26 protein-coding genes, 1 tRNA gene and 1 pseudogene are annotated in these 24,711 nt (G+C 73.2%); 11 read left to right on the plus strand and 17 right to left on the minus strand.

Annotated features, from left to right (window positions below; translation table 11 throughout):
* The first annotated feature begins 247 nt into the window (after positions 1-247).
* Complete coding sequence (locus LP52_RS24450; protein WP_040276768.1) at positions 248-1,369, plus strand: S1 family peptidase; 1,122 nt, start codon at positions 248-250, stop codon at positions 1,367-1,369.
* A gap of 107 nt (positions 1,370-1,476) precedes the next feature.
* Here LP52_RS24450 and LP52_RS24455 read toward each other — a convergent pair whose 3' ends face one another.
* The 3 genes from LP52_RS24455 to LP52_RS24465 form a co-directional block, all read right to left on the minus strand.
* Positions 1,477-2,283 (minus strand): hypothetical protein, encoded by an 807-nt coding sequence (locus LP52_RS24455; RefSeq protein WP_193790040.1) that lies wholly within the window; start codon positions 2,281-2,283, stop codon positions 1,477-1,479.
* Positions 2,284-2,729: 446 nt separating this feature from the next.
* Positions 2,730-4,271: a long-chain-fatty-acid--CoA ligase gene (locus LP52_RS24460; RefSeq protein WP_040276769.1), complete on the minus strand. Its 1,542-nt coding sequence runs from the start codon at positions 4,269-4,271 to the stop codon at positions 2,730-2,732.
* 163 nt (positions 4,272-4,434) lie between these two features.
* Entirely contained in the window at positions 4,435-5,268 is an 834-nt protein-coding gene (locus LP52_RS24465) for an SDR family NAD(P)-dependent oxidoreductase (RefSeq protein ID WP_040276770.1), read from the minus strand.
* Between the two features lie 334 nt (positions 5,269-5,602).
* Here LP52_RS24465 and LP52_RS24470 point away from each other — a divergent pair, with 334 nt between their 5' ends.
* The gene (locus tag LP52_RS24470; protein ID WP_040276771.1) at positions 5,603-5,896 is read left to right on the plus strand and encodes a glutaredoxin domain-containing protein; all 294 of its coding nucleotides are present in this window, start codon (positions 5,603-5,605) and stop codon (positions 5,894-5,896) included.
* Positions 5,897-6,076: 180 nt separating this feature from the next.
* Entirely contained in the window at positions 6,077-6,709 is a 633-nt protein-coding gene (locus LP52_RS24475) for a class I SAM-dependent methyltransferase (protein WP_040276788.1), read from the plus strand.
* 73 nt (positions 6,710-6,782) lie between these two features.
* On the opposite strand, the gene LP52_RS24480 is transcribed toward LP52_RS24475, so the two are convergent.
* The 7 genes from LP52_RS24480 to LP52_RS24510 form a co-directional block, all read right to left on the minus strand.
* On the minus strand, positions 6,783-7,850 hold the full coding sequence (locus LP52_RS24480; protein ID WP_052810235.1) for a lysylphosphatidylglycerol synthase transmembrane domain-containing protein: 1,068 nt from the start codon (positions 7,848-7,850) through the stop codon (positions 6,783-6,785).
* Positions 7,851-8,189: 339 nt separating this feature from the next.
* Positions 8,190-9,077: a class I SAM-dependent methyltransferase gene (locus tag LP52_RS24485; protein WP_052810236.1), complete on the minus strand. Its 888-nt coding sequence runs from the start codon at positions 9,075-9,077 to the stop codon at positions 8,190-8,192.
* Positions 9,074-10,216, minus strand: a complete 1,143-nt coding sequence (locus LP52_RS24490) for a glycosyltransferase family 4 protein (protein WP_052810237.1) — start codon at positions 10,214-10,216, stop codon at positions 9,074-9,076. Before LP52_RS24490 ends, LP52_RS24485 begins: the two co-directional genes overlap by 4 nt.
* The gene (locus LP52_RS24495; RefSeq protein ID WP_040276772.1) at positions 10,213-10,611 is read right to left on the minus strand and encodes a 6-pyruvoyl trahydropterin synthase family protein; all 399 of its coding nucleotides are present in this window, start codon (positions 10,609-10,611) and stop codon (positions 10,213-10,215) included. Before LP52_RS24495 ends, LP52_RS24490 begins: the two co-directional genes overlap by 4 nt.
* 139 nt (positions 10,612-10,750) lie before the next feature.
* Positions 10,751-11,137 carry a VOC family protein gene (locus LP52_RS24500; RefSeq protein WP_040276773.1) on the minus strand — a complete coding sequence of 129 codons (387 nt, stop codon included), beginning with the start codon at positions 11,135-11,137 and terminating at the stop codon, positions 10,751-10,753.
* Between the two features lie 10 nt (positions 11,138-11,147).
* A complete protein-coding gene (locus LP52_RS24505; protein ID WP_040276774.1) occupies positions 11,148-11,948 on the minus strand; it encodes a helix-turn-helix domain-containing protein in 801 nt (266 codons plus the stop codon).
* 56 nt (positions 11,949-12,004) lie between these two features.
* Positions 12,005-12,991: a zinc-dependent alcohol dehydrogenase gene (locus LP52_RS24510; RefSeq protein ID WP_040276775.1), complete on the minus strand. Its 987-nt coding sequence runs from the start codon at positions 12,989-12,991 to the stop codon at positions 12,005-12,007.
* Positions 12,992-13,094: 103 nt separating this feature from the next.
* Here LP52_RS24510 and LP52_RS24515 point away from each other — a divergent pair, with 103 nt between their 5' ends.
* A complete protein-coding gene (locus LP52_RS24515) occupies positions 13,095-13,985 on the plus strand; it encodes a CDP-alcohol phosphatidyltransferase family protein (protein ID WP_084723464.1) in 891 nt (296 codons plus the stop codon).
* An 81-nt stretch (positions 13,986-14,066) separates the two neighbouring features.
* Here the strand turns inward: LP52_RS24515 and LP52_RS24520 are convergent, their stop codons facing one another.
* Both LP52_RS24520 and LP52_RS24525 read right to left on the minus strand, forming a co-directional pair.
* Entirely contained in the window at positions 14,067-14,297 is a 231-nt protein-coding gene (locus LP52_RS24520) for a hypothetical protein (protein WP_040276776.1), read from the minus strand.
* 88 nt (positions 14,298-14,385) lie between these two features.
* Complete coding sequence (locus LP52_RS24525; RefSeq protein ID WP_084723465.1) at positions 14,386-15,693, minus strand: MFS transporter; 1,308 nt, start codon at positions 15,691-15,693, stop codon at positions 14,386-14,388.
* Positions 15,694-15,785: 92 nt separating this feature from the next.
* Between LP52_RS24525 and LP52_RS24530 the strand changes: the two genes are divergently transcribed.
* The 4 genes from LP52_RS24530 (at position 15,786) to LP52_RS27535 (ending at position 17,582) form a co-directional block, all read left to right on the plus strand.
* The gene (locus LP52_RS24530) at positions 15,786-16,358 is read left to right on the plus strand and encodes a TetR/AcrR family transcriptional regulator (RefSeq protein WP_040276777.1); all 573 of its coding nucleotides are present in this window, start codon (positions 15,786-15,788) and stop codon (positions 16,356-16,358) included.
* 138 nt (positions 16,359-16,496) lie between these two features.
* Positions 16,497-16,835: a hypothetical protein gene (locus tag LP52_RS24535; RefSeq protein ID WP_157036466.1), complete on the plus strand. Its 339-nt coding sequence runs from the start codon at positions 16,497-16,499 to the stop codon at positions 16,833-16,835.
* A 181-nt stretch (positions 16,836-17,016) separates the two neighbouring features.
* On the plus strand, positions 17,017-17,313 hold the full coding sequence (locus LP52_RS24540) for a hypothetical protein (RefSeq protein WP_052810238.1): 297 nt from the start codon (positions 17,017-17,019) through the stop codon (positions 17,311-17,313).
* Between the two features lie 101 nt (positions 17,314-17,414).
* A complete protein-coding gene (locus LP52_RS27535) occupies positions 17,415-17,582 on the plus strand; it encodes a hypothetical protein (RefSeq protein WP_157036467.1) in 168 nt (55 codons plus the stop codon).
* Between the two features lie 120 nt (positions 17,583-17,702).
* On the opposite strand, the gene LP52_RS24545 is transcribed toward LP52_RS27535, so the two are convergent.
* Together LP52_RS24545 and LP52_RS24550 are read right to left on the minus strand one after the other, a co-directional pair.
* Positions 17,703-17,791 (minus strand) — tRNA-Ser (locus LP52_RS24545).
* 87 nt (positions 17,792-17,878) lie between these two features.
* A complete protein-coding gene (locus tag LP52_RS24550; RefSeq protein WP_040276779.1) occupies positions 17,879-18,397 on the minus strand; it encodes a SigE family RNA polymerase sigma factor in 519 nt (172 codons plus the stop codon).
* A gap of 351 nt (positions 18,398-18,748) precedes the next feature.
* Between LP52_RS24550 and LP52_RS24555 the strand changes: the two genes are divergently transcribed.
* Together LP52_RS24555 and LP52_RS28605 are read left to right on the plus strand one after the other, a co-directional pair.
* Positions 18,749-19,696, plus strand: a complete 948-nt coding sequence (locus tag LP52_RS24555) for a hypothetical protein (protein ID WP_040276780.1) — start codon at positions 18,749-18,751, stop codon at positions 19,694-19,696.
* Positions 19,696-20,634, plus strand: a complete 939-nt coding sequence (locus LP52_RS28605; RefSeq protein WP_238581081.1) for a MauE/DoxX family redox-associated membrane protein — start codon at positions 19,696-19,698, stop codon at positions 20,632-20,634. The genes LP52_RS24555 and LP52_RS28605 overlap by 1 nt, the downstream gene beginning before the upstream one ends.
* Positions 20,635-20,794: 160 nt before the next feature.
* Here LP52_RS28605 and LP52_RS29055 read toward each other — a convergent pair.
* The 3 genes and pseudogenes from LP52_RS29055 to LP52_RS24570 form a co-directional block, all read right to left on the minus strand.
* A pseudogene (locus LP52_RS29055) lies at positions 20,795-20,896 on the minus strand (SAM-dependent methyltransferase); the annotation flags it as partial.
* Positions 20,897-21,165: 269 nt separating this feature from the next.
* Positions 21,166-22,377, minus strand: coding sequence for an ATP-binding protein (locus LP52_RS24565; protein ID WP_040276781.1), 1,212 nt, complete (start codon positions 22,375-22,377; stop codon positions 21,166-21,168).
* Between the two features lie 383 nt (positions 22,378-22,760).
* On the minus strand, positions 22,761-23,486 hold the full coding sequence (locus LP52_RS24570; protein WP_040276782.1) for a hypothetical protein: 726 nt from the start codon (positions 23,484-23,486) through the stop codon (positions 22,761-22,763).
* Positions 23,487-23,600: 114 nt separating this feature from the next.
* On the opposite strand from LP52_RS24570, the gene hisC reads away from it, so the two are divergent.
* Complete coding sequence (hisC, locus tag LP52_RS24575; protein WP_040276783.1) at positions 23,601-24,686, plus strand: histidinol-phosphate transaminase; 1,086 nt, start codon at positions 23,601-23,603, stop codon at positions 24,684-24,686.
* Positions 24,687-24,711 lie beyond the last annotated feature (25 nt).

The raw sequence follows: 24,711 nt of genomic DNA on the forward strand, positions 1-24,711 counted from the left end.
CCGACGTCAGGAGAGCCGCACGGGGTTACCGGTCTGGTCGCCGGTCCGCCGCGGTCGTCCCGCTAGGGAAAACCACCTCACCGTGTCAAGACTGTTGCACGCCGTGATCTTCACTTATCGTTTCGTCTCATTCACCGAACGTTCGGTGGATCGGTGGGACGGGCTCACAAGGTCCGGACCGCCAGGGATTCGCGTCCGGTCCCGAGCCGGGCGCAGCGCCCTTTCGTTCCCGCTCAAGGAGAGGCACGTGCGAAAATCCCCCCAGTTCAAGGCACTCGGCGGCATCGCCCTGTCCGTCGGGCTGATCGCAGCCGCCACCAGCGGCGTGGCGGCTGACACCGCACCGGCCGCGGCGCCGGAACAGCTCGACGCCATGCAGCGCGACCTCGGACTTACCGAGTCTCAGGCCAACAAGCTGCTCAAGGACGAGAGCAAGGCCCGTTCCCTCGAGAACGAGCTGCGCGGCGACCTCGGCTCCGACTTCGGCGGCGCCGTGTTCGACGCGAAATCCGGCGAACTGACCGTCTCGGTCACCGACGCCGAGGCGGCCGAGACCGTCGAGGACGCCGGTGCCGAAGCAGAGGTCGTCACCCACGGCGAGGACGCCCTCGACAAGGTCGTCAAGAAGCTCAACGCCGACGCCGAGGAGGCCGGATCCGGCGTGACCGGCTGGTACGCCGACGTCGAGGCCGACAATGTGGTCATGACCGTCGAGAAGGGCTCGGCGAAGGCCGGCAAGGCGTTCCTCGCCGACGCCGGGGTCGACAAGGCCGCGGTCAAGGTGAAGGAGAGCTCCGAGAAGCCGAAGACCTTCGCCGACATCGTCGGCGGCGACGCCTACTACATCAACGGAAGTTCCCGGTGCTCCGTCGGCTTCGCCGTCACCACAGGGTTCGTCACCGCAGGCCACTGCGGTAGCAGCGGCGCCTCGGCCAGCGGCGCCAACGGCGGCAGCGGAACCTTCCAGGGCTCGGAGTTCCCCGGTAGCGACATGGGCTACGTCGGCGCCACCAGCAACTGGAACCCCACCCCGCGCGTCAACAACTACTCCGGTGGCACTGTGGCCGTAAACGGCTCCAGCCAGGCCGCTGTGGGCTCGTCGATCTGCCGGTCGGGCTCGACCACCGGTTGGCACTGCGGCACCATCGAGGCCCGCAACCAGACGGTGCGCTACCCCCAGGGCACCGTCTACGGGCTCACTCGCACCAGCGTCTGCGCCGAGCCCGGCGACTCCGGCGGCTCGTTCATCAGCGGCAACCAGGCCCAGGGCGTCACCTCCGGCGGCTCGGGCAACTGCAGCTCGGGCGGCACCACCTACTACCAGGAGGTCAACCCGATCCTCCAGCGGTGGAACCTGAGCCTGGTCTGACCTGCTGACAAACCCCGGCGGCCGCTAGCCGCTACCCCGACACAAGAAACGGGCGGCCCCGGTGCACCATCTGCACCGGGGCCGCCCGCCTGTGTGGGAGGGGCGTTCTAGGAGTCTTCGTCGTCCTTCCAGAAGGCGGTGTGCTCCTCGACGTCCTTGTCGGTGCCCTTGCCTGTCTTGGAGCGGCGCGCCGAGGTGTCGGACTCCTCGGCCGCCCCCTGCTTGCGGCGGATGCGGCCGCGCGGGGCCGGTGCCTCGCCGCCCTCCGCGGAGGGCGCGGCGGGGGCGGACTTGGCCGCCGAGGAGGACCCGGATCCCTTGGCCGAAGACGACTTGCCCGAGGAGCCCGCGTCCTGGGCCGGGCCCGAGGCCTTGTTCGCCGCCTTCCCCGCGGGCTTGTCCGCGGATTTGTCCGCGGTCCTGATCGCGGAGGCGACGTTGCGCGGCGAGCCGCCGGCGTGGATGTTCAGCGCCTCGTCCTCGACGTCGAGCATCTTCTGGACACTCTGCGGCAGGGCGGGCAGCCGCTCGTTGCGGAAGTGGGAGCCCAGCACCTCCAGCGCGTGGTCGCACAGCAGCGGCCGCATGACCGCGGGGTTGGCGTCGGCGAGCTCCCGCAGCTCGGGCAGCCGCAGTTCGCGCAGGAGGCGGATGATCGCCCGCATCCGCTCGCGGGTGCGGCGGTCGGAAATCGCCACCGACATCATCTCGGCCTCGGCCAGAGCCGGCGTCGGTTCGGTTCCGCCGTTCTCCGCGGCGCCCTCGCGTTCGGCGATGAACAGTCCGGTCAGTTCGCGAGTCGACTCGCGAGCGGCGACGCGGTTATCGCCCTTGCGGACCTGCCGGCCCTGGACCCAGGTCACGACGACGCTGGTCACCAGGCTGATGGATGCGCCCGTTAGGACGAGCAGCATGTCGTACACGGAAGACCTCCGAGGGGGAAGCGGGGAGCGTGCCGTTATGGACGGCTTCGCGTGATCCGTGAGGATTCGCGAACGCGATGCGTGTTGTCAAGTTCGTGCACCGTCGTTTCGGAGCCGGCCGGCTCCGAAACGGCCGCCCGCTCCGCCGCGCTTCGATGCGTGATCGCAGCCGGAAGCGCCCTTGACACATCGACGGCCGCGAATATGGACTTGCTCGGACGGATCTTGCCGAAGAGTCCCGCGCCTCGGTGCGAGGAGCGATGGACTGCGAGGTGCGGACGGACCGGCGGCGGCCGCCGATGAGGGGAGGGCGCGCCGCACACCGGTCGCGTGGCCGGTCCCGGGCCGTCGAGGTCCGGGACCGGTTCTCGGCTCCCGCTTCCTGTTCCTGCCGCGCCTGACGAGCGCCCCGGCGCAGTCTGCGGGGCGGCGGCGCGCTACCGCAGCTCGCGCTTGAGGATCTTGCCTGTGGCGTTCATCGGCAGGGCGTCGCGGAACTCCACCGAACGCGGGTACTTGAACGCGGCGAGCTGCTCGCGGCAGTAGTCGATCAGCTCCGCCTCGGTGGGCTCGGTGCCTTCCTCGGGCACGACGAACGCCTTGACCTCCTCGCCGTGGGTGTCGTGCGGAACGCCCACCACGGCGGCCAGCGAGACCGACTTGTGCGCGATGAGCACCTCCTCGACCTCCCGCGGGTAGACGTTGAACCCGCCGCGGATGATCAGGTCCTTCGCCCGGTCGACGATGAAGTAGTAGCCGTCCTCGTCGCGGCGGGCGATGTCGCCGGTGCGGAACCACCCGTCGCGCATCACCTCTGCCGTGGCCTCGGGGCGCCTGTAGTAGCCCTTCATGACGTTGTGGCCGCGCACGGCGATCTCTCCGGGCCCCTCGCCCTCGACCGTGTTCCAGTCGCCGTCGACGAGCTTCATCTGCACACCCCAGACGGGGAACCCGATCGAACCCGGTTTGGTGGGGCGGTGCATCTGGTTGAAGCTGGCCGTCGGCGCGGTCTCGGAGAGCCCGTAACCCTCCAGGATGTCCACGCCGAAGACCTCGCGGAACTCCTTGAGGACCTCCAGCGGTGCCGGCGAACCGCCCGAGACCGCCGACCGCAGGCTCGCGGGCACCTCCAGGCTGCCGGCGCGCACCGCCGACAGCAGCGCCCAGTACATGGTGGGCACCCCCGCGAAGAGGGTGACCTCTTCGTCGCGCATCAGCTTCAGCGCCTCGACCGGCTCGAATCGGGGCATCAGCACGAGCTTGGCGCCGCGGCGCAGGCCCGCGTTCATGATGGAGGACTGCCCGAAGGAGTGGAACAGCGGCAGGACCGCCATCGTGGAGTCCTCGCCCCCGTAGCTGGGCACGAGCTCGTCGTTGACCATCGCGTTCAGCAGCATGTTCTGGTGGGTCAGCTCGGCGCCCTTGGGCCGGCCGGTGGTGCCGCTGGTGTAGAGGATTACGGCGGTGTCGTCGGCGGCGGTCTGCACCGACTCGAACCGGTCGGAGGCGCCCTCCAGCGCTCCCCACAGCGTCTGGGCCCCTTCGATGGAGGACTCGGTGGCCAGGGCGGCGCCGGGCAGCACGAAGAAGTGCTCGGTGCCGGGCGTGGCGTCGAAGGCCTCCTTGCCGCGCTCGCCCAGGGGGAGCTCGGGCGTGCCCTCGAAGCAGAAGAACGCCTTGGCCTCGGCGTCTTCCAGGTAGTAGGCGAGCTCCTGGGACTGCGAGAGCACGTTCACCGGTACCACGACCGCGCCCGCCTTGAGCGCGCCGAAGTAGACCATCGGGAAGTAAGGCAGGTTCGGGCACGCCAGGGCGACCTTGTCCCCGGGGCGGACGCCGCGTGCCACCAGCAGGTTGGCCACCTGGTTGGCGAGCCCGTCGACCATGGAGTAGGGCATGCGGATGTCGCCGTAGACCAGGGCCGTGCGGTCCGGGTTCTTCTGGGCGCTGTCCTCCAGCACGATCGCCAGGTTCAGCATGGGGGCTCCTCCTACGTGCGGGGCACCGGGGTGTGGGGTGTGTCGGGTGCCATACTCCCAGAGAAGAATACCGACTGGTAGGTATGACCGCGACGCACATCACAGGAGGAGTGCGCGGCCGCCCCGGGCGGCGGGCGGCCGCGCACCCAGCGGGGTGCGGGTGTCAGCCGATGTCGGGCATCCCCGTCAGCTCCAGGCTGCGCCGCCACAGCTCGGCGCGCGCAGCGGGGTCGTACGCCTGCTCGTGGGCGCGTGCGGGACGGGTGCGGTCGAAGAACGCGCCGGTCGTCCCCTCGACGTCGGGGGAGGCCACGAGCCGGTGGACGGATTCGACACCGGTTTCGAGGCTGTCGTCGTGCCGGCCCACCTCGGACAACACCATCTTGGTCGGCATGAAGGTGGCCGGGTGCAGGCTGTTCACCGTCACCTCCTCCGCCGGAACGCGCTCGGCCAGCGCGAATCCGGACATGATCTGGGCGAGCTTGCTCTGGCCGTAGGCGCGCCAGCCGTCGTAGCCGCGCTCCAGCATCAGGTCGTCGAAGTCGATGGGGTGCTGGCCCGCGGAGGCCACATGCACGATCCGCGCCGGTGCGGACGAGCGCAGCAGCGGCAGCAGGTGGAGCGTCAGCGCGAACCCGGCCAGGTGGTTGACGGCGAACCGCAGTTCGTAGCCGTCGGCGCCGGTCCGGCGTTCGCGGCCGTCGGGCTCGCCGGCGCCGACGCCGGCGTTGCTGACGAACACGTCGAGCCGGTCGGTGCGTTCGCGCACCTCCTCGCCCAGGCGGTGCACTTGGGACAGGTCGGCGAGATCGGCGGTGACGGTGAGGGGCCGTTCGGCGGAGCCCGCGTCGACGACCTCGTCGGCGGTACGTGCGAGTTTCTCGGGATCGCGTCCGTGCAGGATCAGCGTGGCGCCGTCGCCGGCGAGGCGCTTGGCCAGGCCCTGGCCGAGGCCGTCGGTGGCGCCGGTGATGAAGACGGTCGGTGCATCGCTCATGGGGTTTCCCTCGACTCGTCGGGTCCGATGACTGAAGGCCGGAGCGCCCTCCCTCGCGGCGCGGCGGCCATGGTGCCGCACAACGGCCGGAAGACCGCGGCGCGGCGCGCGGGCCGCCCGAGGCCGGATGCGGCCGCATGCGCACAGCCTCCCCCTGACCGGCTGTCCGTGAGCGATGCCCGACGAGTGCCGGGCGCCGCGGGGTGTGCGCAGCCGCGGCCGAGGGCCGGGCTCCCCGCACGTGAGGCGCTGAGGGGCGGCACGGCCCCGCCGTCCTGGGGCGTGGGGGCGGCCGTACGGCCGGTACCCCGTGGGAGGAGGGTAGGAAGTGGGCATGAGCGAACACGACCTTGCCGGCGTCGAGTTCCATTGGCGCCCGGGATGCATCTTCTGCTTCATGCTGCGCCTGCGGCTGCGTCGGCGAGGTGTCCCCATGGTTGAGACCGACATCTGGAAGACCCCCGGCGCCGCTGCCCGGGTGCGTGCCGCCACCGGCGGGGACGAGACGGTGCCGACGGTCTTCATCGGACCCGCCGCCCTGGTCAACCCGCACCCCGACGAGGTCGTGGAAGCGGTGCGCACTCACGCACCGCACCTGCTCGGTTCCGAGGGAGAAGGCGGGAGCTGACCCGTGGTGGCGGTGTGCCGGGGGGCGGCGGGGCGCTGCGAAAACCGATTGACCTCGACTGCGCTTGAGGGATCAGAGTGGTGATCGGGACGGGAGCGCGGCGGCCGCACGCGAGCGATGCGGCGGCGCGCCGCGTCCGTCCCGTCCACGAGCCCGCTCGACCTGCACAAGGGGCACACGATGACGCCACTGCCGGAGACCTTCTTCGACTCCATCTACGAGAACCGCACAGCGCCCTGGGTGATCGGGGAGCCGCAGCCGCAGGTCGTGGCCCTGGAGCGGGACGGCTGGATCAGCGGGGCGGTGCTCGATCCCGGCTGCGGTACGGGTGAGAACGCCATCCACCTCGCGCGCCGGGGCCATGACGTGCGCGGGGTCGACTTCTCCCCGCGTGCCGTGGAGGCTGCGCGCGCCAACGCGGCTGAGCAGGGAGCGGACGCGGAGTTCGAGGTCGCCGACGCCTTCGCCCTCGGGGAGGAGGGCCGCCGATACGACACCGTGGTCGACAGCGCGCTCTTCCACGTCTTCGAGGACGATGACCGCACGGCCTACGTCGCATCCCTCCACGCGGCCTGCCGCCCCGGCGGTCTGGTGCACGTGCTCGCCCTCTCCGACGCCGAACCGGGCATCGGCCCGCGGATCAGCGACAGCGCCATCCGGGACGCGTTCGGCGCGGGCTGGGAGCTGGAGGACCTGCGTTCGGCGCACTACCGCACCGTGGCCCTCGGCGACGGCGACGCGGCGGCGATGGGAGTCGAGCCGGGCGACAAGGCCGACCAGGCGGCGTGGCTGGCCCGCATCCGGCGCCTTTGAGCCGGAGGGGCGCCGTGCGCCGGTGGCGGCGCCCATGTGACGGGCAGTCGCGGACTCGGGAGCGGTGCGCTGCTCAGCGAAGGCGGCCCGCGGCCGCGCGGCCGTTCTTCGGCAGCGCCCCGACCGGGGATCGGCGCTCGGGTTCCGGCGCCTCCGTGACCGCGGGGTCCTGCGGCCGGTCCCCGGTGCGGCGACGCTCGGCCCCTCCCAGCGGCAGCAGCGCGAATACGCCCGGCAGAGCAGCGACCAGGGCGAGCACCCCGTAGACCACCGCGGCGCTCAATCCGGTCCCGGCTCCGAGGCCGACGGCGGCGAAGCCGAGCGCGGCAGCGGACTCCCGCGGTCCCCAACCGCCGACGCCTACGGGGACGCTCATCGCCACCAGCGCCAGCAGCAGCGGAGGCAGCAGCACGACCACGGGAGCGTCGGTGCCCGCGACCCGCGTCGCCACGACGAACAGGGAGAGGTGCCCGGCGAGCCCGGCCGCTGACAGCAGCGCGACGGCCGGCCATCGCCTGCGCGTCAGGACGGCCGAACGCGCTTCGGCCGCCCACGCCCGCGCTCGGTGCAGCCGGCGCCGACCGCCCGCCGAGCGCAGCAGCCACACCGTCGACGCGCCGATCGCCGCCATGAGCAGGGCGGACGCCACGGCCGCCGCCTCGGCTGAGGGCAGCGCCCGTGCGGCGGCGGTGAGCAGTTCGGGCCGGAGAATCAGCACGGCCACGGCGGCGGCGATCAGCACCGCCTGCCCGGCGGCGCGTTCGAGCACCACAGCGCGTACCGCCCGCCCGGCGGACCCGGGGGGTTCCTCCACGTGGACACGGCGACCGTGCTCGAACGCACGGTGCACGTCGCCGAGGACGCCCGCCGGCAGCACCGCGTTGAGCAGCAGCGCTCGATAGTAGTCGGCGACGGCCCGCGGCAATCCCAGCCGCAGCCCCATACCGCGGGCCACGACGACCCACCGCCCGGCCGAGGCGAGCGTCGTCGCCATCCCGATCCCCACCGCGGCGAGCAGGGCGGGACCGTCGATCATCCCCAGCCCGCGCACGAACGGCTCGGCGCCCAGGGTCCGTGCCAGCAGCCCCAGCACGGCGACGCCCAGCAGCACCCGCACCCAGGGCCCGATCGCGCGCATCATCCTCCCCCCTGCGGAAGATCCGCCTGCCGGTGTGCCGGTGTGCCGGTGCGTCTGCGCCCAGTCGGCAGCCGGTGACGATTCACTGCCTTCCTACCCGTATTACTCGCCGAGGCGCAGTAGGCACCAGCGGCCCACGCCGTCGAGCGGGGGCGGAGCCCCTGCGTGCGTCGGTCGGTGCGGTGGGCGGACGGCCACCCCATGAGGCGGCGAGGACGGCGGGAGCCGCGGCCCTTTGATATCGGTTCCGGCGGCGTGGGCGGGGGCGTGCGACAGGGACGCACGGGTGTTCCGCAGCGCGCACCGCTACATCTGGGCGCCCTCACGGTGCGGGGTGACGCGTCAGGGCGCCGCCGGCTGCTGCGGATCGGGAGCCGGTGGTGGGTCGCCCGGTCGAGCGGGGACCGCGAGGAGGTCGCGGTGGCCGATCCGGGCATGCAGGCGTCCCGCCGCGCACTGCTCCAGGCGTTGGTCCAGGTAGGCGGAAGCCGCGTCGGCCAGATCGGGGCGTTGCTCGACAGCGGCAGAGACCCGGCCGCGCAGCCACTCGGCCGTGAGCGCGGCGTCGTCGGCGCCCAGGCGCCACGGGCTGGGACGGTCGTGCACGCGCGCGCCGGAGCGCTCGAACGCGGCGGCGGTGACTGCGGGCGCGTCCGGGCCGAGGAGGCGCCCGCCCGCCGTGCCGCGGCGCTGGTGGGCGTCGAACGCGGTGGCGACCGCGCGGTCGAGCGGGTGTGCGGGCTCCAGCTCCACCCTGCCCTCCACGGACAGGGTCAGCAGGGCCGGGCATCCGGCTTCCGCGCACGCCCGCGCCAGGTCTGCCGCCTGTTCGGCGGTCAGCAGGTCCAGCAGCGCCGATGCGGTGACCAGCGAAGCACCTGCCAGGTCGGCGGCGCTTAGCTGCGCCAGGTCGCCGATGCGGGGCTCCGCGGTGGTCGGGCCGCCGTCGGCGCTGTGCTCGGGCAGCCCCTCGCGGGCGTGGGCGAGCAGCCCGGGGTCCCGGTCGTACAGGACCCAGTGCTGAGGGCCTGCCAAGCGCGGTGCGAGCCAGCGCCCCATCGCGCCGGTGCCGCAGCCGAGATCGACGACCACCAGCGGGCCGTCGGCCGCCGGCATGCGCAGGGCGGTCTTCAGCGGTTCGAGGAGTTCGGTGGAACGTGCTGCGGCGTCGGCGCCTTCCCGCAGTGCCAGCCAGTCCGGCGCGAACGCGCCGTTCTCGTGCGCGCTCATCGCCGCTCCCGTTCCAGTCCTTGCAGTACGGAGTCCATGCGCGCGGCCGCCTCCGTCCAGGATCGCAGGGACCTGCGGCGACGCCGCGCCGCGCTGCGCAACCGATCGCGCAGCGCGGCGGATCCGAGCCAGTCGTGCAGCGCCGACGCGAGCGCGGCCGCGTCGCCTGCGGGCACCACCATGCCCGGTATTTCCCTGCCAGGAGCCTCCCCGCCCGGTGCCTCCCCTCCCGCGGGCGTGCCCAGCGTGGACGGCAGTGCGCCCGCGTCGGTGGCCAGCACCGGGATGCCGCGTGCCAGGGCCTCGGTGACGACCATGCCGTAGGTCTCCCAGCGCGACGGCAGCACGGCCAGGTCGGCCGCCGCGTACGCGGCCTCCAGCGCCGCGCCGTCGAGCGGCCCGGCCAGGTGCACGCGGTCGGCGATGCCGTGCCGGGCGAGTGAGCGCCGTACCTCGGCGGCGTGCTCGGGTGCGCGGTCGGCGGGTCCGGCGCACTCGCAGGTCCAGTCCAGGTCGGTGATCGACGCCAGTGCCTCCACCAGCACGTCGTGACCCTTGCGCGGTGTCAGCGACGCGACGCACAGCAGCCGCGCGGCGCCGTCGGTTCCCGGCGCGAGCGGGGCGTGATCGACGCCGGGCTCGACGGTGTGTGTCCGTGTGCCTTCGAGGCCGTGGTGGTCGGCCAGCCACCGTGCCGCCCACGGGCTTGTGGCGACGACCGCGTCGGCGGACCGCACAGCGGCGCGCTCCCGGGCGTCGAGGTCGGCCGCCTCCGGGCCGCTCAATCCCGTCTCGGCCGCCAGCGGGAGGTGGACGAGGACGGCGATGCGCAGGCGGCGGGCCTGTGCTGCGGTGATCTCGGGGACTCCGCAGCACACCAGGCCGTCGGCGAGTACGAGGGAGCCGTCGGGCAGCGCCGCGAGGGACTCGGCCAGCCGGGCGCGGGCGGAGGGGGCGGGACGGGGCCAGGTGCCCGGCACGGTGATCTCGGCGACCGGCCGCCCCGCCGCCGTGAGCCCGCGGCACATGCGGCGGTCGTAGACGTCGCCGCCGCTGGGGGAGGCGGTGGCGCCGATCCCGCCGGGCAGCACGACGTGGACCGTGGAGGGGCGGTCGGCGTGCTCCCTCGTGGCGGTCACAGTGCGCGCTCGTAGGAGGCCCAGGCGACGTGCGACTCGTGCAGCGTGACCGAGATCCGCTCCAGGCCGCGGGCGCCCTCGCCGAGGCCGCCGCCGGCGACGCGCTCGGCCAGCCGGTCGGCGACGACCTTGGCGAGGAACTCCGTTGTGGTGTTGACCCCCGCGAAGGCGTGCTCGTCGTCGAGGTTGCGGTAGTTCAGCTCGCTGAGGACGGCGCCCAGCTCGCCGGCGGCCAGGCCGATGTCGACGACGACGTTGTCGGCGTCCAGCTCGGCCCGGTGGAAGGAGGCGTCGACGGTGAACGTGGCGCCGTGCAGCCCTTGCGCCGGCCCGAACATCTCGCCGTGGAAACTGTGGGCGACCATGAAGTGGTCGCGGACGGTGACCCTGAACATGCCTGCATCCTTCCCCGCGCAGCCGCCCGCTGCGCTCGCCGAGAGGGCCTTCGTGCGCCGAGGCCGCACCGGAGGCGCCGACACCGAGGGCGGCCGCACGCCCTCGACGCCGGAGTCCGTTCAGCCCCGCACACCCGGCCTAACGGAGCTCACCGCTGATCACCCACAGGTGTCCGAACGGGTCTTTCACCCTGCCCTGGCGCTTGCCGTACGGGCGGTTCTCGATCGGGACGACAAGCTCCGCCCCCAGTCGGACCATGCGGTCGGCCGTCGAATCCGGGTCGGCGACGTGGGCCGTGATGAGGACGGGCGATCCGCCCACCGAACGGGGATCGTGCCATCCCCACTCGGGGACGCTCTGCGCCAGCGCGAAGACGGCCGATCCCAGCGTGAGTTCCGCGTGGTTCACGACGTCCCGGTCGTCGGCCGTTCGGAAGCTCAGTGCGGCTCCGAGAGCCCGGGTGTAGAAGTCGATGGCCGCGTCGGCGTCGGACACGAGCAGTTTCGGGTGGAATTCGCTGTTCATACCTCGATGATCACGGGAGCGGGCGCCCCCGGCCTTGTAGATTTCGGCCTTCTTCCGCCAGCCATGCGGTCGGCGTCGTCCGCATGAGGTCGGCGAAGTCCCGCACGAGGTGGCTCTGGTCGTGGTAGGCGCTCTCGGCGGCGATCCGGGCCCAGGATCCGGCCCCGTGGTCGGCCCGGCTGATCGCCGCCGACAAGCGCGCGACGCGTGACGCGAACTTCGGGCCGATCCCCAGCGCACGCCGCATCACGTAGCGCAGGCGGCGCGGGCTGAGATGTGTCCGGCGCGCCAGTTCCTCCACGGACATCCGCCCGCGATGCACTCCGATGATCTCCAGCGCTGCGAGGGCGTCTTCGGACACGGCAGCGTGCTCGGCCCGTTCCAGGTGTTCGAGGAGGCGGCCGCGCATGAGCGCCTCGCGCAGGCCGAGCGGGTGGTCGGCCAACTCCGCGCTCAACCGGCCGACCCACGGCAGGAGGGCGTCGGCGCTGACCCCGCCGGCGTCCACTTCGCCGGGTGGTACACCGGTGAGACGCTGCATCGCCGCGGGGGAGAGGTCGACGTACACCGTCGGCTGGTCGGACCGCAGCGTGAGGGACGGCGTAGCCACTCCGGGCCGCATCAGCCCGGCGACCACCGCCTGCATGTTCCGCACGCGCCCGTCGTAGCGCATTTCGATCGGAGCGCCCAGGCTGACGACGAGCCGCGCGGACAGGGCCGGGACGGCCCGGTGCACGCGCGGTGGACCGACGTGCTCACTGGCGGCGACCACGCCGACGCCTGCCGCATGCGATGCCTTGCGCAGGTCCACACCTGCATTGTCCCACCGCCTGGTGACGTACCCTCGCCGCGGCCGTCGCCGTGGCTTCATCCCTCGGCGCCCGGGTAGGCGATGCGGTGGCACAGCGCGGCGAGTTCGCCCTCGGCGAGGCGGGGGAGCACCTCGGGCAGCTCGGCGAACGCGCTCTCGCCGGTGATCAGCGCGTCGAACCTGGCGTCGGCGAGGAGGCGCAGGGCCAGTCGCATGCGCCGGGCGAACCCGCCTCTGCCGCGTGTCGCGGGCGAGACGGTGCCGACCTGGCTGGCGCGCACCGTCAGGCGGCGCGAGTGGAAGTCCTCGCCCAGCGGGAGGCTGACGCGGCGGTCGCCGTACCAGCTCAGCTCCACCACGGTGCCCTCCGGGGCCAGCAGTTCCAGCGACCGGGCCAGCCCTGCCTCGGTCGCGCTCGCGTGCACCACGACGTCGCAGTCCGCGGCGGCCTCCTCGGGGGCGGCGAATCCGACGCCGAGCGCCGCGGCGGTGGCGGAACGGGCGGGATCGGTGTCGACCAGCTGCACCCGCGCGCCGGGCAGTCCGGCCAGCACCCCGGCCGCCGCGCAGCCCACCATCCCGCCGCCCACGACGGCGACCCGGTCGCCGACCAGCGGCGCGGCGTCCCAGGCCGCGTTGACGGCGGTCTCCAGCGTGCCGGCCAGCACCGCGCGCCGGGCCGGCACGTCCTCGGGCACCGGGGTGACCGCGTCGGCGGGGATCGTATAGCGCGTCTGGTGCGGGTAGAGGCAGAAGACGGTGCGTCCGAGCAGCTCCGGCGGCCCTTCCTCGACGCGGCCGACGTTGAGGTAGCCGTACTTGACCGGGCCGGGGAACCCGCCGTCCTGGAAGGGCGCCCGCATGGCCTGGTACTGGCTCTGGGGGACGCCGCCGCGCCAGACCAGCGCCTCGGTGCCGCGGCTGACCGCCGAGTAGCGGGTGCGCACCACGACGTCGCCGGCGCCGGGCGGTGGGAGTTCGGCGTCCCGGATCGCGCCGGTGCCGGGTTCGGTGATCCAGAAGGCCGATGCCGAGCGCGCCACGTTTCCTCCCGGCCGGTGTCGGGCGACGCTGGGTACGATACCCGGTACGTGGGGCCTCGGCCCGGCGACGGGGCGCGGGTGTTCAGCGGGGAAGGCTGCACTGATGCGGGCTGTAGGGGAGAGCGACCGGCGACGCGGTGCCGGCGGTGCGGCGGGTGCCGGTCCGCGTATCCGCGAGGCGGCGGTATCGGTCGGACCCGCGCTGGCGCAGATCGCGGCCGGACCGCTGCGGCGCTGCCGACGCGCCCAGACCACCGCGGCTCTGGCGTCGTTCGCGCTGCTGGCCGTGCTGTCCGCGGCGACGGGGATGACGTCGGCGGGGCTGCTGGCGGGGACGGTCTGCATCGTCGGCACCTGGAGCCTCTACACCGCCGCCCAGCGGCGCCGCAGCCGGGGACCCGCGGGCCCGGCGGACGCGGTGACGCTGGCGCGCAGCGGACTGATCGCGGGTGTGGCCGCGCTGGTGGCCGAAGGGCTGGTCTCGCCCGGTGCGGCGCCGAACTGGCTGCCGGCCGCCCTCGCCGCGGTGGCGCTGGTACTGGACGCCGTGGACGGGGCGGTCGCCCGGCGCACCGATACGGCGTCGGCGCTGGGCGCGAGGTTCGACATGGAGGCCGACGCGCTGCTCCTGCTGGTGCTGAGCGTGCACGTGGCGGCGGCGGTGCTGGGCTGGTGGGTGCTGGCGATCGGCCTGCTGCGCTACCTCTTCGCCGGTGCGGGGCTGCTGGTTCCGCGCTTGCGCGCCCCGCTCCCGCCCTCCGACGCACGCAGGGCCGTCGCCGCGCTGCAGGGGATCGCGCTGGTCGCGGTCACCCCGGCGGTGCTGCCGTACGGGGTGGCGACGGCGGTGGCCGGGGGTGCGCTGGCGCTGCTGCTGTGGTCGTTCGGACGCGACACCGTGCGGCTGCTGCGGGCGGGGAGAACCGGTGGCAGAGGCGGAAACATGCGCGCGGGCGCCGTACCCTGCGGCCCCTCAGACTCCGCCCGCCTGTGACGGCGGCCGATCGAACGCCCGGCCCCACGTGCCGGGAGCGTCCCCGTGGCCGGTCGGCACGGACCGTGCGCTCCGGCCGTCTCAGGGGCCCTTGTCCGCGCCCGACTCGGGCTCCTCCAGCTCGGAGCGCGTCTCGGTTTCGTCCTCCGCGCCGCTGTCCGCCTCGAAGGAGGTCGGGACTCCGGTCCCGGTCACCCTGCGCCCCTCGGTACGGGCCTGCTCCCGACTCTGTGCCTCCTCGTCCTCGCGCAGCACCGGAGCGTACTCGCGATCATGGGGCTCTTCCGGCTCGTGGCCGAGCGGTTCCGACACGGTTCCCCCTTCCCTCCACACCGCTGTGGATGCAGAACACCGACGACACACCGCTACCCGCGGGCGGGCGCGGAATGCGGAACCCCGCTCACCTGCCGCAGGGCGCCGGCTCCTCCTCCGAGGCGCGCGGTCGGCCCTCCCGCACCGGTTCACCGCTCGGGCGCCGGGTGCGGCGCGGACCCAGCGCGGCGCCGGCGAGGGACAGAGCAGCGGCGGCCGCGAAGGCGATCGCGGGTCCGAAGGCGTCGCTGAGCAGGCCCACGACCGGCGACGCCGCGGCCTGGCCCACCGCGATCGCCAGGAACGCGGCGCCGACGCCGAACGCGGGCGCGGTCCGGTAGACCTGCGTGCCCCACAGCAGCAGCACACCGGTCAGCGCGATGTAGACGGCGCCGAAGAGGCCGCCGGCGACGTGGATGCCCGGCGTGGTCCCCGACACCAGCACCAGCCCGGCCGTGGCGGCGGCCAGTCCGAGCATCCCGCCGGTCCACGCGCGGCCGAGTCCCGCACGCGCGGCCACGTCGCCGGTCAGAGCCCCCAGCAGGCCGGCGGCGCCCAGGACGATCCACATGACTGTGGACGCGGTGGCGCTCGCGCCCTGGGCGACGGCCACGTCGCGGCCGAAGGTCCACACCGCGGAGCTGGCCGCGCCCATGGCACCCGCGGCGGCGAGCAGACGCAGGGCCCCGGCGGGCAGCGGTGCGCCCAGCGGCGTCGGCCGCGCCGCGCCCCGTCGCCTCGGAGCGCGGCGGGGGCCGGTGCGATCGGCGCCGCGGGGGCGGTGCGCCGGTATCACCGCGGCGGCCCACAGCGTCGCGGCGGCTGCGGCGCAGGCGAAGGCCGCCCACGAAAGCCGCCACTCCTGGACGAAGAGCAGGGCGACCGGGCCGGAGACCATGACTCCGAGCCCGGTGCCGGAGTTGACCACGCTCTGCACGCGGTCGGACCGTTCGGGCGCCACCCAGCGCGCCACAGCCCCGGCCAGCGGCGGCGACGCCGCGCCGCTGCTGACGCCGGTGAGCACCACGCCGACGGCGAGAACCGGGGCGGCGGGCGCCGCGGCGATCAGGCCGGTGCCCGCGGTCGCGGCGCCGCCCGCCGCGACGGCCACCGCGCGCGGGCCCCAACGGGGCGTGGCGGCCGAGGCGGCGAGGACCGCGGCGCAGTAGCCGGCATAGCTCGCCGACGCGATGGCGCCGGCCGCGGCGGCGCTCAGTCCGAATTCGGCGCTGAGAACCGGTACGAACAGGCCGTAGGCGAAGCGCGCGAGCCCGTAGCAGGCCGCGATGAGCGAGATCCCGGCGGCGGCCAACCGCACGGCGGGCACTGCGGCGCCCGCACCGCTCGACGGGGGTGCGGCTGCGGGACCGGCGCCGTCTGCGTGATGCCGCGTCATGAGTGTCCTTCCTGAGGTATACCGATCGGTATACATTCCAGGATGGGAGCCGTTTCGCGTGAGGTCAACCCACCGGTAGGTATAGTCGAGGTATGCAGACACGAGCGGACATGACACCGGCCGGGCGCCGGATCCTCGACGCGGCGGGCGGTCTGTTCTACCGCGAGGGCATCAACGCGGTGGGTGTGGCACTGGTGTCAGACACGGCAGGGGTGACGAAGAAGACCCTCTACGACCGCTTCGGCTCGAAGGACGAACTGGTCGTGCACTACCTGCGGCGGCGCCACGAGAACTGGTGGGCACACCTCGACGAGCGCCTGGCCGCGGCAGCGGCGCCCCGCACGCTCGCGCTCATGGACGCCTACCTCTCCCACCCGGAGTTGGACGTCGCACGCGGATGCGCCTTCATCAACGCAGCCGCGGAACTGCCGCCCGGCCATGCGGGGTGGAGGGTGATCCGCGAGCACAAGGAGGCGGTCCGCGCCCGCCTCGCCGAGCTGATCGCCGAGGACGCGCCCGGCGCCGATGCCGGGGATCTGGCCGAGCACGTCTTCCTGCTGCTTGAGGGCGCCATCGCCCACCGCGGTATCGACGGCGGCGACGCACGTGTCCACAAGGCCCACGACCTGGTGGCCCGCCTACTGCGCGAAGCCGCACCCCGATAGCACCGTTCCGCCCGGCACGCCCGCCGCGCCGCTCCACCGCACGGCGCCCTGCTGAGCGGCTGCGCGGGACGGGCAACCCGGCAAGCGCCGTACGCGTCTTTCGGGAACAGAGCACAGGAGCGGCCGTTGGGGGGCGCCATGCGATTCGCCGCACGTGCCGTCGGCCCCGGCCTCGCCCTCGTCGTCGCCCTCGCCGCGGGGTGTTCGCAGGGAGAGTACGTACTGCCGGAGGCGGAGACGTCGTCGCTGTCCGAGCGCACGCAGGCTCCGTCGAGAAAGCCCGCGGTCTCGCCGCCGTCCGGGTCTCCGAGCGCGGTCGCTACGGTGTCGGAGCCGCGGCTCGAACCTTCGCCCGAGCCCGCGCCCACCCGAGAGACGGGCGAGGTCCCGCCGTTGGACGAGCAGATCGAGCAGTGCACCCGCCAGACGGGGATGCCGCAGGCCTGCGAGGTCAAGATCCGCCACGGCATCCCGTGAGAAAGGCGGTTCCGGTCGTTCGGGCTCGCCCACCGGGTCGCTGCGCAGGAACGGCTGCGCAGGACGGGCACGTTGTGCCGGGGGAGCGGCTATGGTCGTGCCACGACTGATCGAGCCCGCTTCCGCGGCAGCACGAGCACATGTCGTAGGAGCCGTGGCGCGACGCCCGAAGGAGTGACCAGTGACGCACCTGGCAGTGGGCGAGCACGCCGCCCGCGTCATGCAGCGTGAAGCCGATCGGCGCGGCATCGCGCTGGAGGCCGGCTCCGCTCCGCCCGAGGACATGCCCGCGGAGTTGGCGCCGTGGGCGTGCACGGTCGCGGGCAAGGGGTGGTGCGTCTTCGCGGCGTTCGACTCCGACAGCGAGATCACGACCCCGGCCGAGCGCGAGTTCGTGCCGCTCGCCCAAGTGCTGGCCAACTCCTGGCACGTCATGGAGGGCACCGGCTCCGTCCGGGTATGCACGGTCCCCGGATGACCGCCGCCTCCGCTCCTCGGCTCGACGGAGCCGTGTGTACCGGGGACGCGGGCCCGCCCCTCACGGGTGTCGGGCGGGTCATGCGGGGGTAAAACAGCGGCGTGATCGTCATAGGGCCGGCCGCTGCCATCCTTCTTCTGATCGTCCTCGGCTGGCTCTTCCGCGACAGCGGCTGCCTGGAGTTCCTCGGGTGCTACGCGCTGGCGCTCCTGGTCGTCGGAGCGGCGGTCCTGGGCGAATACCTCGGCTGGTGGGGCCCTCTGTTCTGAGCCCGGGTGCGCCCGCGGCACCTGTCCGAGTCCGGAGCCGGCATCCGCATCCGCAGCCGCGCGCAACCCCCGACATGAGCGAAGGGGCCTGCCGCTGTGCGACAGACCCCTTCTGACCTGCGGAGGCTCGGGGATTTGAACCCCGGAAGGGCGTGAACCCTAACCGCATTAGCAGTGCGGCGCCATAGACCGGACTAGGCGAAGCCTCCTGGCTGAGACAACACTACCGAGCGCGTGGTCCGCCCGCAAAACGAATGCCAGGTGGCGCGGTGGCCGGCGGCGGGAGCGAGGCGGGATCAGGTGGTCGCGCGGTCGATGGTGAGGTCGGCGTCCTGGCGCAGCTTGTTCACGGCGCGGGAGAGGGTGCTCTTGACGGTGCCGAGGGTGACGCCCAGGCGGTCGGCGATCTGGGCCTCGGTCATGTCCTCGTAGTAGCGCAGCACCACCATGGTGCGCTGCCGCTCGGGAAGGCGGGCGATGGCGCGGTGGACGGTGTCGGTGAGGTCGGTCTTCCAGGTGGGGTCGTCGATGCGCTGGTCGGGGATGTCGGCGGTGGGGTAGACGGTCATGCGCTGGCGGCGCCACTCGGAGATCTGGGTGTTGACCATGGCGCGGCGCACGTAGCCGTCGCGGGCGTTGGGGCTGGCGATCCGGTCCCAGGCGAAGAAGGTCTTGATCAGGGCGGCCTGCAGGAGGTCCTCGGCGTCGGAGCTGTTGTTGGCCAAAGACCTGGCCATCCGCAGCAGTGCGGGACCGCGGCTGCTGACGTAGTCGGAGAACTCCTCGTACCTGGACCTGTGTGCTGTTCCCGTCACGCGATCACCGACCCGGGCTCGCTGGGTACGCACGGGACGGCCGCCCGGGCGCGCATCGTGCGTTTCACCTCGTCATCGTGGTTTCACTGTGACACGGCAGGAGTAATCGCCAGCTCTCATGAGTCTTATCTCTGTACAAATGGGGGCGTTCGGTGCCCGCCTGGCAGGGCGCTCCAGAACGGTGAAATCCACGCGGCCGACCGGGCGTTTCGCGAGCCGGCGCTCCGAGCTCGCCGCCGCGCGGCCCAGGCTTCGCGCGAACGGCCCCGGCATGCGGCGGCATCGGCGTGTGGCGCCCTCGCGCGGCCGCGGGCGGCCACAATGGAGCCAGGACGCCTGGGAGGAGGGCAGATGCCGGCCGACTTACGTGCGCGGAGGCGCTACACAGCGGCTGTGCTGGGAGAACGCGCGGCACCGGAGCCGACCGCCGCTGAGGACCCCGACCCCGTCGTGCGCGGGGTGATCACCGACGTCTCCCGCCACGTGGTCTGCGTGGCGACCTCACAGGGCGAGGAGCGGTTCCTCCTCGATGCGGCGACGACGCTGTGGTGCGGCCGCGAGGCGGATCGGTCCGCGCTGCGGGTCGGCGACGACGCGCTCGTGCGGTGCCGCGCCGGCCGGTGGGTCGCCGAGCGGATCTGGCTCCGCATCGCGCGGGTGACCGGCGTGATCGCCGCGCGGTCCGGCGACACGCTGGAGGTCGACACCGGCCACACGGGCGGGCGCCGCCCTGTGGTGATTCCGTACCGCTCCTCCGGCCGGATCGGCGTGCGCCACCCCGTGCTGGAACCCGGCTACCTCTTCGACGCGATCGGCGTCTGGGAGGACGGTGTCGTGGAGGCGGCGGTCCCTGCGACCACCCAGCCGCCCCTCGCCGTGTGGGACGCGGCGCCTCGGGAGGTGCCGGCGCAGGCGGGAAACCGGGTCCAGGGCGCTGTGTCCTGGTACGACCCGGCTGCGGACGCCCCGGAGCAGGCCGGGTTGCGTGGCGCCGCCTACCCGGCGCTCGACCGCGATGGCGACTGCGGCCCCGAGTGCGACCGCGTGCGCAGCTGCCTGCCGCTGCCGCTGCTTTCGCTCGGTACGACCGTGGCGCTGCGCAACGAGTGCGCCGAGGCTGCGGCCGTGCTCCCGGTACTCGCCTGCGCCTCGGCCGCCGCGCACTTCTGCGACAGCTGTGCCGACTGCGGCCCCGGTGAGCAGGGCCGAGTCGCGCAGTTGACGCTGCCGAGCTTCGTCGCGCTCGGCGGTCGGCCGGAGGCCGGCTGCTTCAACGCGACGCTGACCGTGGGCTGGTGATGGGTTCCGTGCTCGACGTCGTCCGCGAGACGCAGTTGCCCGTGCTGGCGGTGGTGCTGCTCTTGGGCGCGGTGGCCAAATTCGCCGACCGCTCGCAGCGCGGCCAGGGCCCGGCGGTGCTGCTGCCCGTCGGGTGGCGGCGGGCGGCCACGCTCGCCCACGGGGTGGCGGAGGGGACGGTCGCTTTCGCGCTGCTCGGCGCTTCCGGAGCCGCGGGCGGCGCCGCCGCCCGGATCGCGGCCGCCGCGCTCTTCGCCTGCGGGGTCGCAGCCCTGGTCGTCCTGCGGCGCACCGCGCCGGAGACCGGGTGCGGCTGCTTCGGCGGGCTCAGCACGGCACCGGTGGACTGGCGCAGCATCGCGCGCAGCGCTCTGCTGGCCGTGTCCGCCCTCGCCGCGGTCGGCGTCCCCGCCACAGCCGCGGGGGTGGTGGTCGGCGCATCGACCGGCCACGCGGCGGTCGTGGCGATCGAAACGGTGCTGCTGGGTGTGCTCTCGCCGGAATCGGCCGAACTCGCGCGCCGGGCCACCCGCCGGGTGCCCTGCGCGGTACGGGAGGTTCCGTTGAAACGCACGCTCGCCCGGTTGCGCGCCAGCGACCTTTGGCGCATCAACGCGGCGCTGCTGGAGGACACCGAGCCGAAGGACGTCTGGCGTCACGGCTGCTGGAGGTTCGTGCTGTTCACCGGGCGCCGCACCGGCAGGTGCGTCGACGTGGTGTTCGGCGTCCCGGTGGAGGGCCGCCGCCCCGGCGTCCGCGCGGTGATCGCCGACCGTGAGACGGGCACGCTCCTGTCGGTACTGGGCGGCCCGGCCGACGGCGGCCGCGCCGATCCGGTTCCGGCGACTGCGAGCGCGGCTGCCGACGACCACCGGGCGGTGGGACGGCCCCGGGCGCCGCGGCGCCCGACCTCGGCGCGGCAGCGCGATCTCCTGTAGAGGGTCGCCGCCGACGAACCGGCGGCCGCCGGTTCGTCGGCGCGGCGGTGATGCGCTCCAGGGCGCGGCGTCCCGCCTCGGCGCGGCGGCCGTCGAGGGCTCCGACGCGTACCGCGAAGGCGACGTCGAAGGCCGCCTCGCCGGGTACGAGGTCCTCCACCGTGACGCGCCGGAGGCTCATGCGTCCTGAGGCGGTCTCGCCGACGGAACCGACCTCGGCCTGCGCGATGGCCTTGGCGGAACGGTCGATCGCGAGGCTGTGCCCGGAGTCCGACCGTGCTGCGACCGCCCGCGCTGCGGCGCCCGGTCCGCATCCGAGCGAGACGCGGTGCGCGGTTCCCTGCCATGAACAGAGCTGAGGCCGTGGTCAGGCGCGCGGATAGAAGACTATGCGTCCCTCTATTCCAATCTAGGATTTTTCCTAGACAGGAATAGAGGACACTAGCGTCCGGCCGTCTCCATCTTTCTAGGCCGATCTAGCGGAAACCCTAGACACCCGGATACTTTCCGACAGAGTCCGCCCGGCCCTCCTCAGTCCGGTTGGCGGCGGAGGAAGCGGCCGAAGTGGGGGACGGTGAACGCGATCGTGCCGCGTTCGGCGCTGTAGATGAGGCCCTTTTTGATCAGGCTGTCGCGGGCGGGGGAGAGGCTGGAGGGACGGCGGCCCAGGGAGGTGGCGACCTCGGTGGTCTGCACCGGCTCGTCGCCCAGGGACGCCATGGCGCGCATGTAGTCGCGCTCGGCCGGGGTGGCGCGCTCGTAGCGGCTGCCGAAGAAGCCGACCGCCAACTCCTCCTCGGCCTCGGGCGCCGCTATGTCGACGTCCTCGGCGGTGATGGGGGTGTCCAGGGCGTGGTCCCAGGTGACCTTTCCGTAGGCCTGCACGAAGAACGGGTACCCGTCGGACACGCGGTAGAGCGCCTCAAGGGCCTCGGGAGCGAAGGAGACCTCCTCGCTCTCGGCCGGCGCGGTGAGCGCGTAGTCGGCCGCCCCGCGGCTCAGCCGGTCGATGCGGGTATAGCGGAACAGGCGCTCGGAGTAGCTCTTGCTCGCCGACAGCACCGCCGGAACGTGCGGCAGCCCGGCGCCGACCACGACCAGGGGCCCGCCGTTCTGCGCGAGCTCGTGGCAGGCGGTGCAGAGGGCGGAGACGTCGTCGGGGGTGATGTCCTGCATCTCGTCGATGAACAGGGCGATGCCCACACCGAGGTCGGTGGCGATCGAGGCCGCGTCGACGAACAACTCCATCAAGTCGATCTCGAGGTCGCCGGAGTCGGCCCTGCCGCGCACGGCCGGTACGTCGATCCCCGGCTGCCAGCGCGGACCCTGCTTGGCCGCCTTGGCGCCGGACTTCCCAGTGGCGGTGTCCTCGGACTTGGCCTGGGCGAACGCCTTCAGTACGCCCAGGACGTACTCGATGCGGTCGGGCGCGCGGTGGCGCGGCGCGAGCTCGCGCAGGGCCATGTGCAGCGCGGCCGCCACCGGTCGGCGGATGGACTGGTCCGGACGCGCCTCGATCTTGCCGGTACCCCACAGGCGCTGGATGGCCATCGACCGGAACGTGTTGAGCAGGACGGTCTTGCCGACGCCGCGCAGTCCGGTCAGTACCGTGCTGCGCTCCGGCCGCCCGCGCGCCACACGCTCCAGAACGACCTCGAACTGGCGGAGTTCGCGCTCGCGCCCGGCGAGCTCGGGGGGACGCTGGCCGGCGCCCGGGGCGTAGGGGTTCCGCACGGGGTCCATGCCATCGGACTCTATACGCGGCTCTAGTGCGGCTTCTAGAGAGCGGTAGAAAGCCGCAGACGATCGCGCGTCCCAGTCGACGCGGCGCAGCGCGCGGCGGTCGTCGAATGGGGAGTGGGGGGCGCGCCCGAGCCCAGGGGGCCGTGGCGCGGTCCGACCTGGGACGTGCGCTGCCGTGGTCATGCCCCCCACTCCTTTCTCGAACGCGTGTTCGATGAGTGTGACTCTAGTGGATGAAGGGCCGACGACGCCACCCGTGCGGCGGCGGGTTGTGCACGCGTGTCCACGCGCCGCCGCCGACCTGCGCATCCACTCGCGCTTCAGCCTGGATCGCGCGCCCGCGGCTCACGCCCGACCGCTCCCGCCGCCTGCCGGGCACCGCCCTACGCCAGCACCGACTGCTCGCGCTCCAGCGCCTTCTCGGTGAAGGCGACCACCGTCTCCCGGTAGTCCTCCTTCGCGTTGGGCCCGAGCATGGTGGTGGTGCCCAGGTACCCGCCGTTGCGGTAGACGAGGCTGTAGAGCCATACCGTGTCGCCGCCGATCTCGGTCTCGACCGCGAAGGCGCGCGAGTCGTCGGCGACCTGCTCGATGTCGATCTCCTTGAGCCGGTAGGAGGTGGTCGACCCGTCCTTCATGGTCGCCTCGTAGCGTGAGCACTCTTCGGGCGGTTCGGCGGCCACCGCCTTCTCGGCGATCTCCTCGGGAAGCTCGACCAGCGTGTGGGTGATCGTGTCGTCTCCGCGTGCGAACGTGGCCAGCGACGTCGGGGCGTCGCGGACCTCGGGCAGCTCCCCCCACTGGTTGGCCGCGTCCATGCACTGGGGCTTGTCCAGCTCGGTGGCCTTGCGCATCTGGTCGGTGCGCTGCGTGGTGCTCAGCTCGGAGTAGGCGCCCAGCTCACTGCGGTCGGGCACGACGTTGGCCTCGCCGAACTGCGCCATCTGGGCTTCGTGCAGCCGCTTGGCGGCAGCGGCGCCGGCCTCGGCGCCGGACGCCTTGTCACCGTCCTCCTCGCCTTGTGCGCCGCCGCAGGCGGCCGCGGCGGCGACGGCGAGCACGGCCAGTGCCGTCGTCGTCGCCCTGCGTGCTGTAAGGGGGTGCTCCATGGTGCTGTTTCCTCTTCTATGCGATATTGCCGCTGAGCTCCGCAGGGGCTGCTCCCGAGCGAAGATCGCCGAAAGTAGCCTGGATATTGCACAGAGTATCGAGGAAGGACAACGGTGGCTGAGCCGAATTCGCCATATCTCCGGGACGTGCTGGGAACGATCCCCGCCTACAAGCCCGGACGGAAGGTGGTCTCGCCGAGCGGCCGCTCGGTCAAGCTCTCCTCGAACGAAAGCCCGTACGGCCCGCTGCCCTCCGTGGTAGAGGCCGTGGCCGCGGCGGCGGCGGACCTCAACCGCTATCCGGACACCGCCGCCACCGAGCTCACCGGTGCGCTGGCGAGCCGCTTCGGCGTCGACGAGGACCGCATCGCCCTGGGCGCCGGGTCGGTGGGACTGCTGCAGCAGATCCTGGAGGCCGTGGCCGAGCCCGGTACCGAGGTCGTCTACGCGTGGCGCTCCTTCGAGGCCTATCCGTCGCTGGTGGGCTTGTCCGGGGCCGTCCCGGTGACCGTCCCGCTGCGCGGCGAGACCCACGACCTCGACGCCATGGCCGCGGCCATCACCGACCGCACCCGCGCCGTCTTCGTGTGCAACCCGAACAACCCCACCGGCACCGCCGTGCGCGAGTCCGAGCTGGCCGCGTTCCTGGACCGGGTACCCGAGCACGTGCTGGTGGTGCTGGACGAGGCCTACCGCGAGTACGTACGCGACCCGCAGGTCCCCGACGGCATCACGGCCTTCGGCGATCGCCCCAACGTCGCGGTGCTGCGCACGTTCTCCAAGGCCTACGGGCTCGCCGCGCTGCGCGTGGGCTTCCTGGTGGCCCGGCCCCACATCGCAACGGCCGTGCGCAAGACGATGGTGCCCTTCGCGGTCAACCACGTCGCCCAGGCCGCCGCCGTGGCATCGTTGGCCGCCGAGGACGAGCTGCTGGAGCGCGTGGCCGCCACCGTCAAGGAGCGCGAGCGGGTGCGCGACGCGCTGCTGGCCGACGGCTGGGAGCTGCCCTCGACCGAGGCCAACTTCGTGTGGCTGCGGCTGGGCGAGCACACCGCGGCCTTCGCCGCCGCCGCCGAGGCCGCGGGTGTGGCCGTGCGCGCGTTCCCCGGCGAGGGCCTGCGGGTCAGCATCGGCACCGCCGAGGAGAACGACGCCTTCCTCGACGTCGCCCGCGAGTTCCCGCACCGCAACCGCGACTGACACCGCGAGTGGATCCGACCGGCCC

Origin of the sequence: Streptomonospora alba, assembly GCF_000826685.1 — a bacterium.
Lineage (GTDB): Bacteria > Actinomycetota > Actinomycetes > Streptosporangiales > Streptosporangiaceae > Streptomonospora > Streptomonospora alba.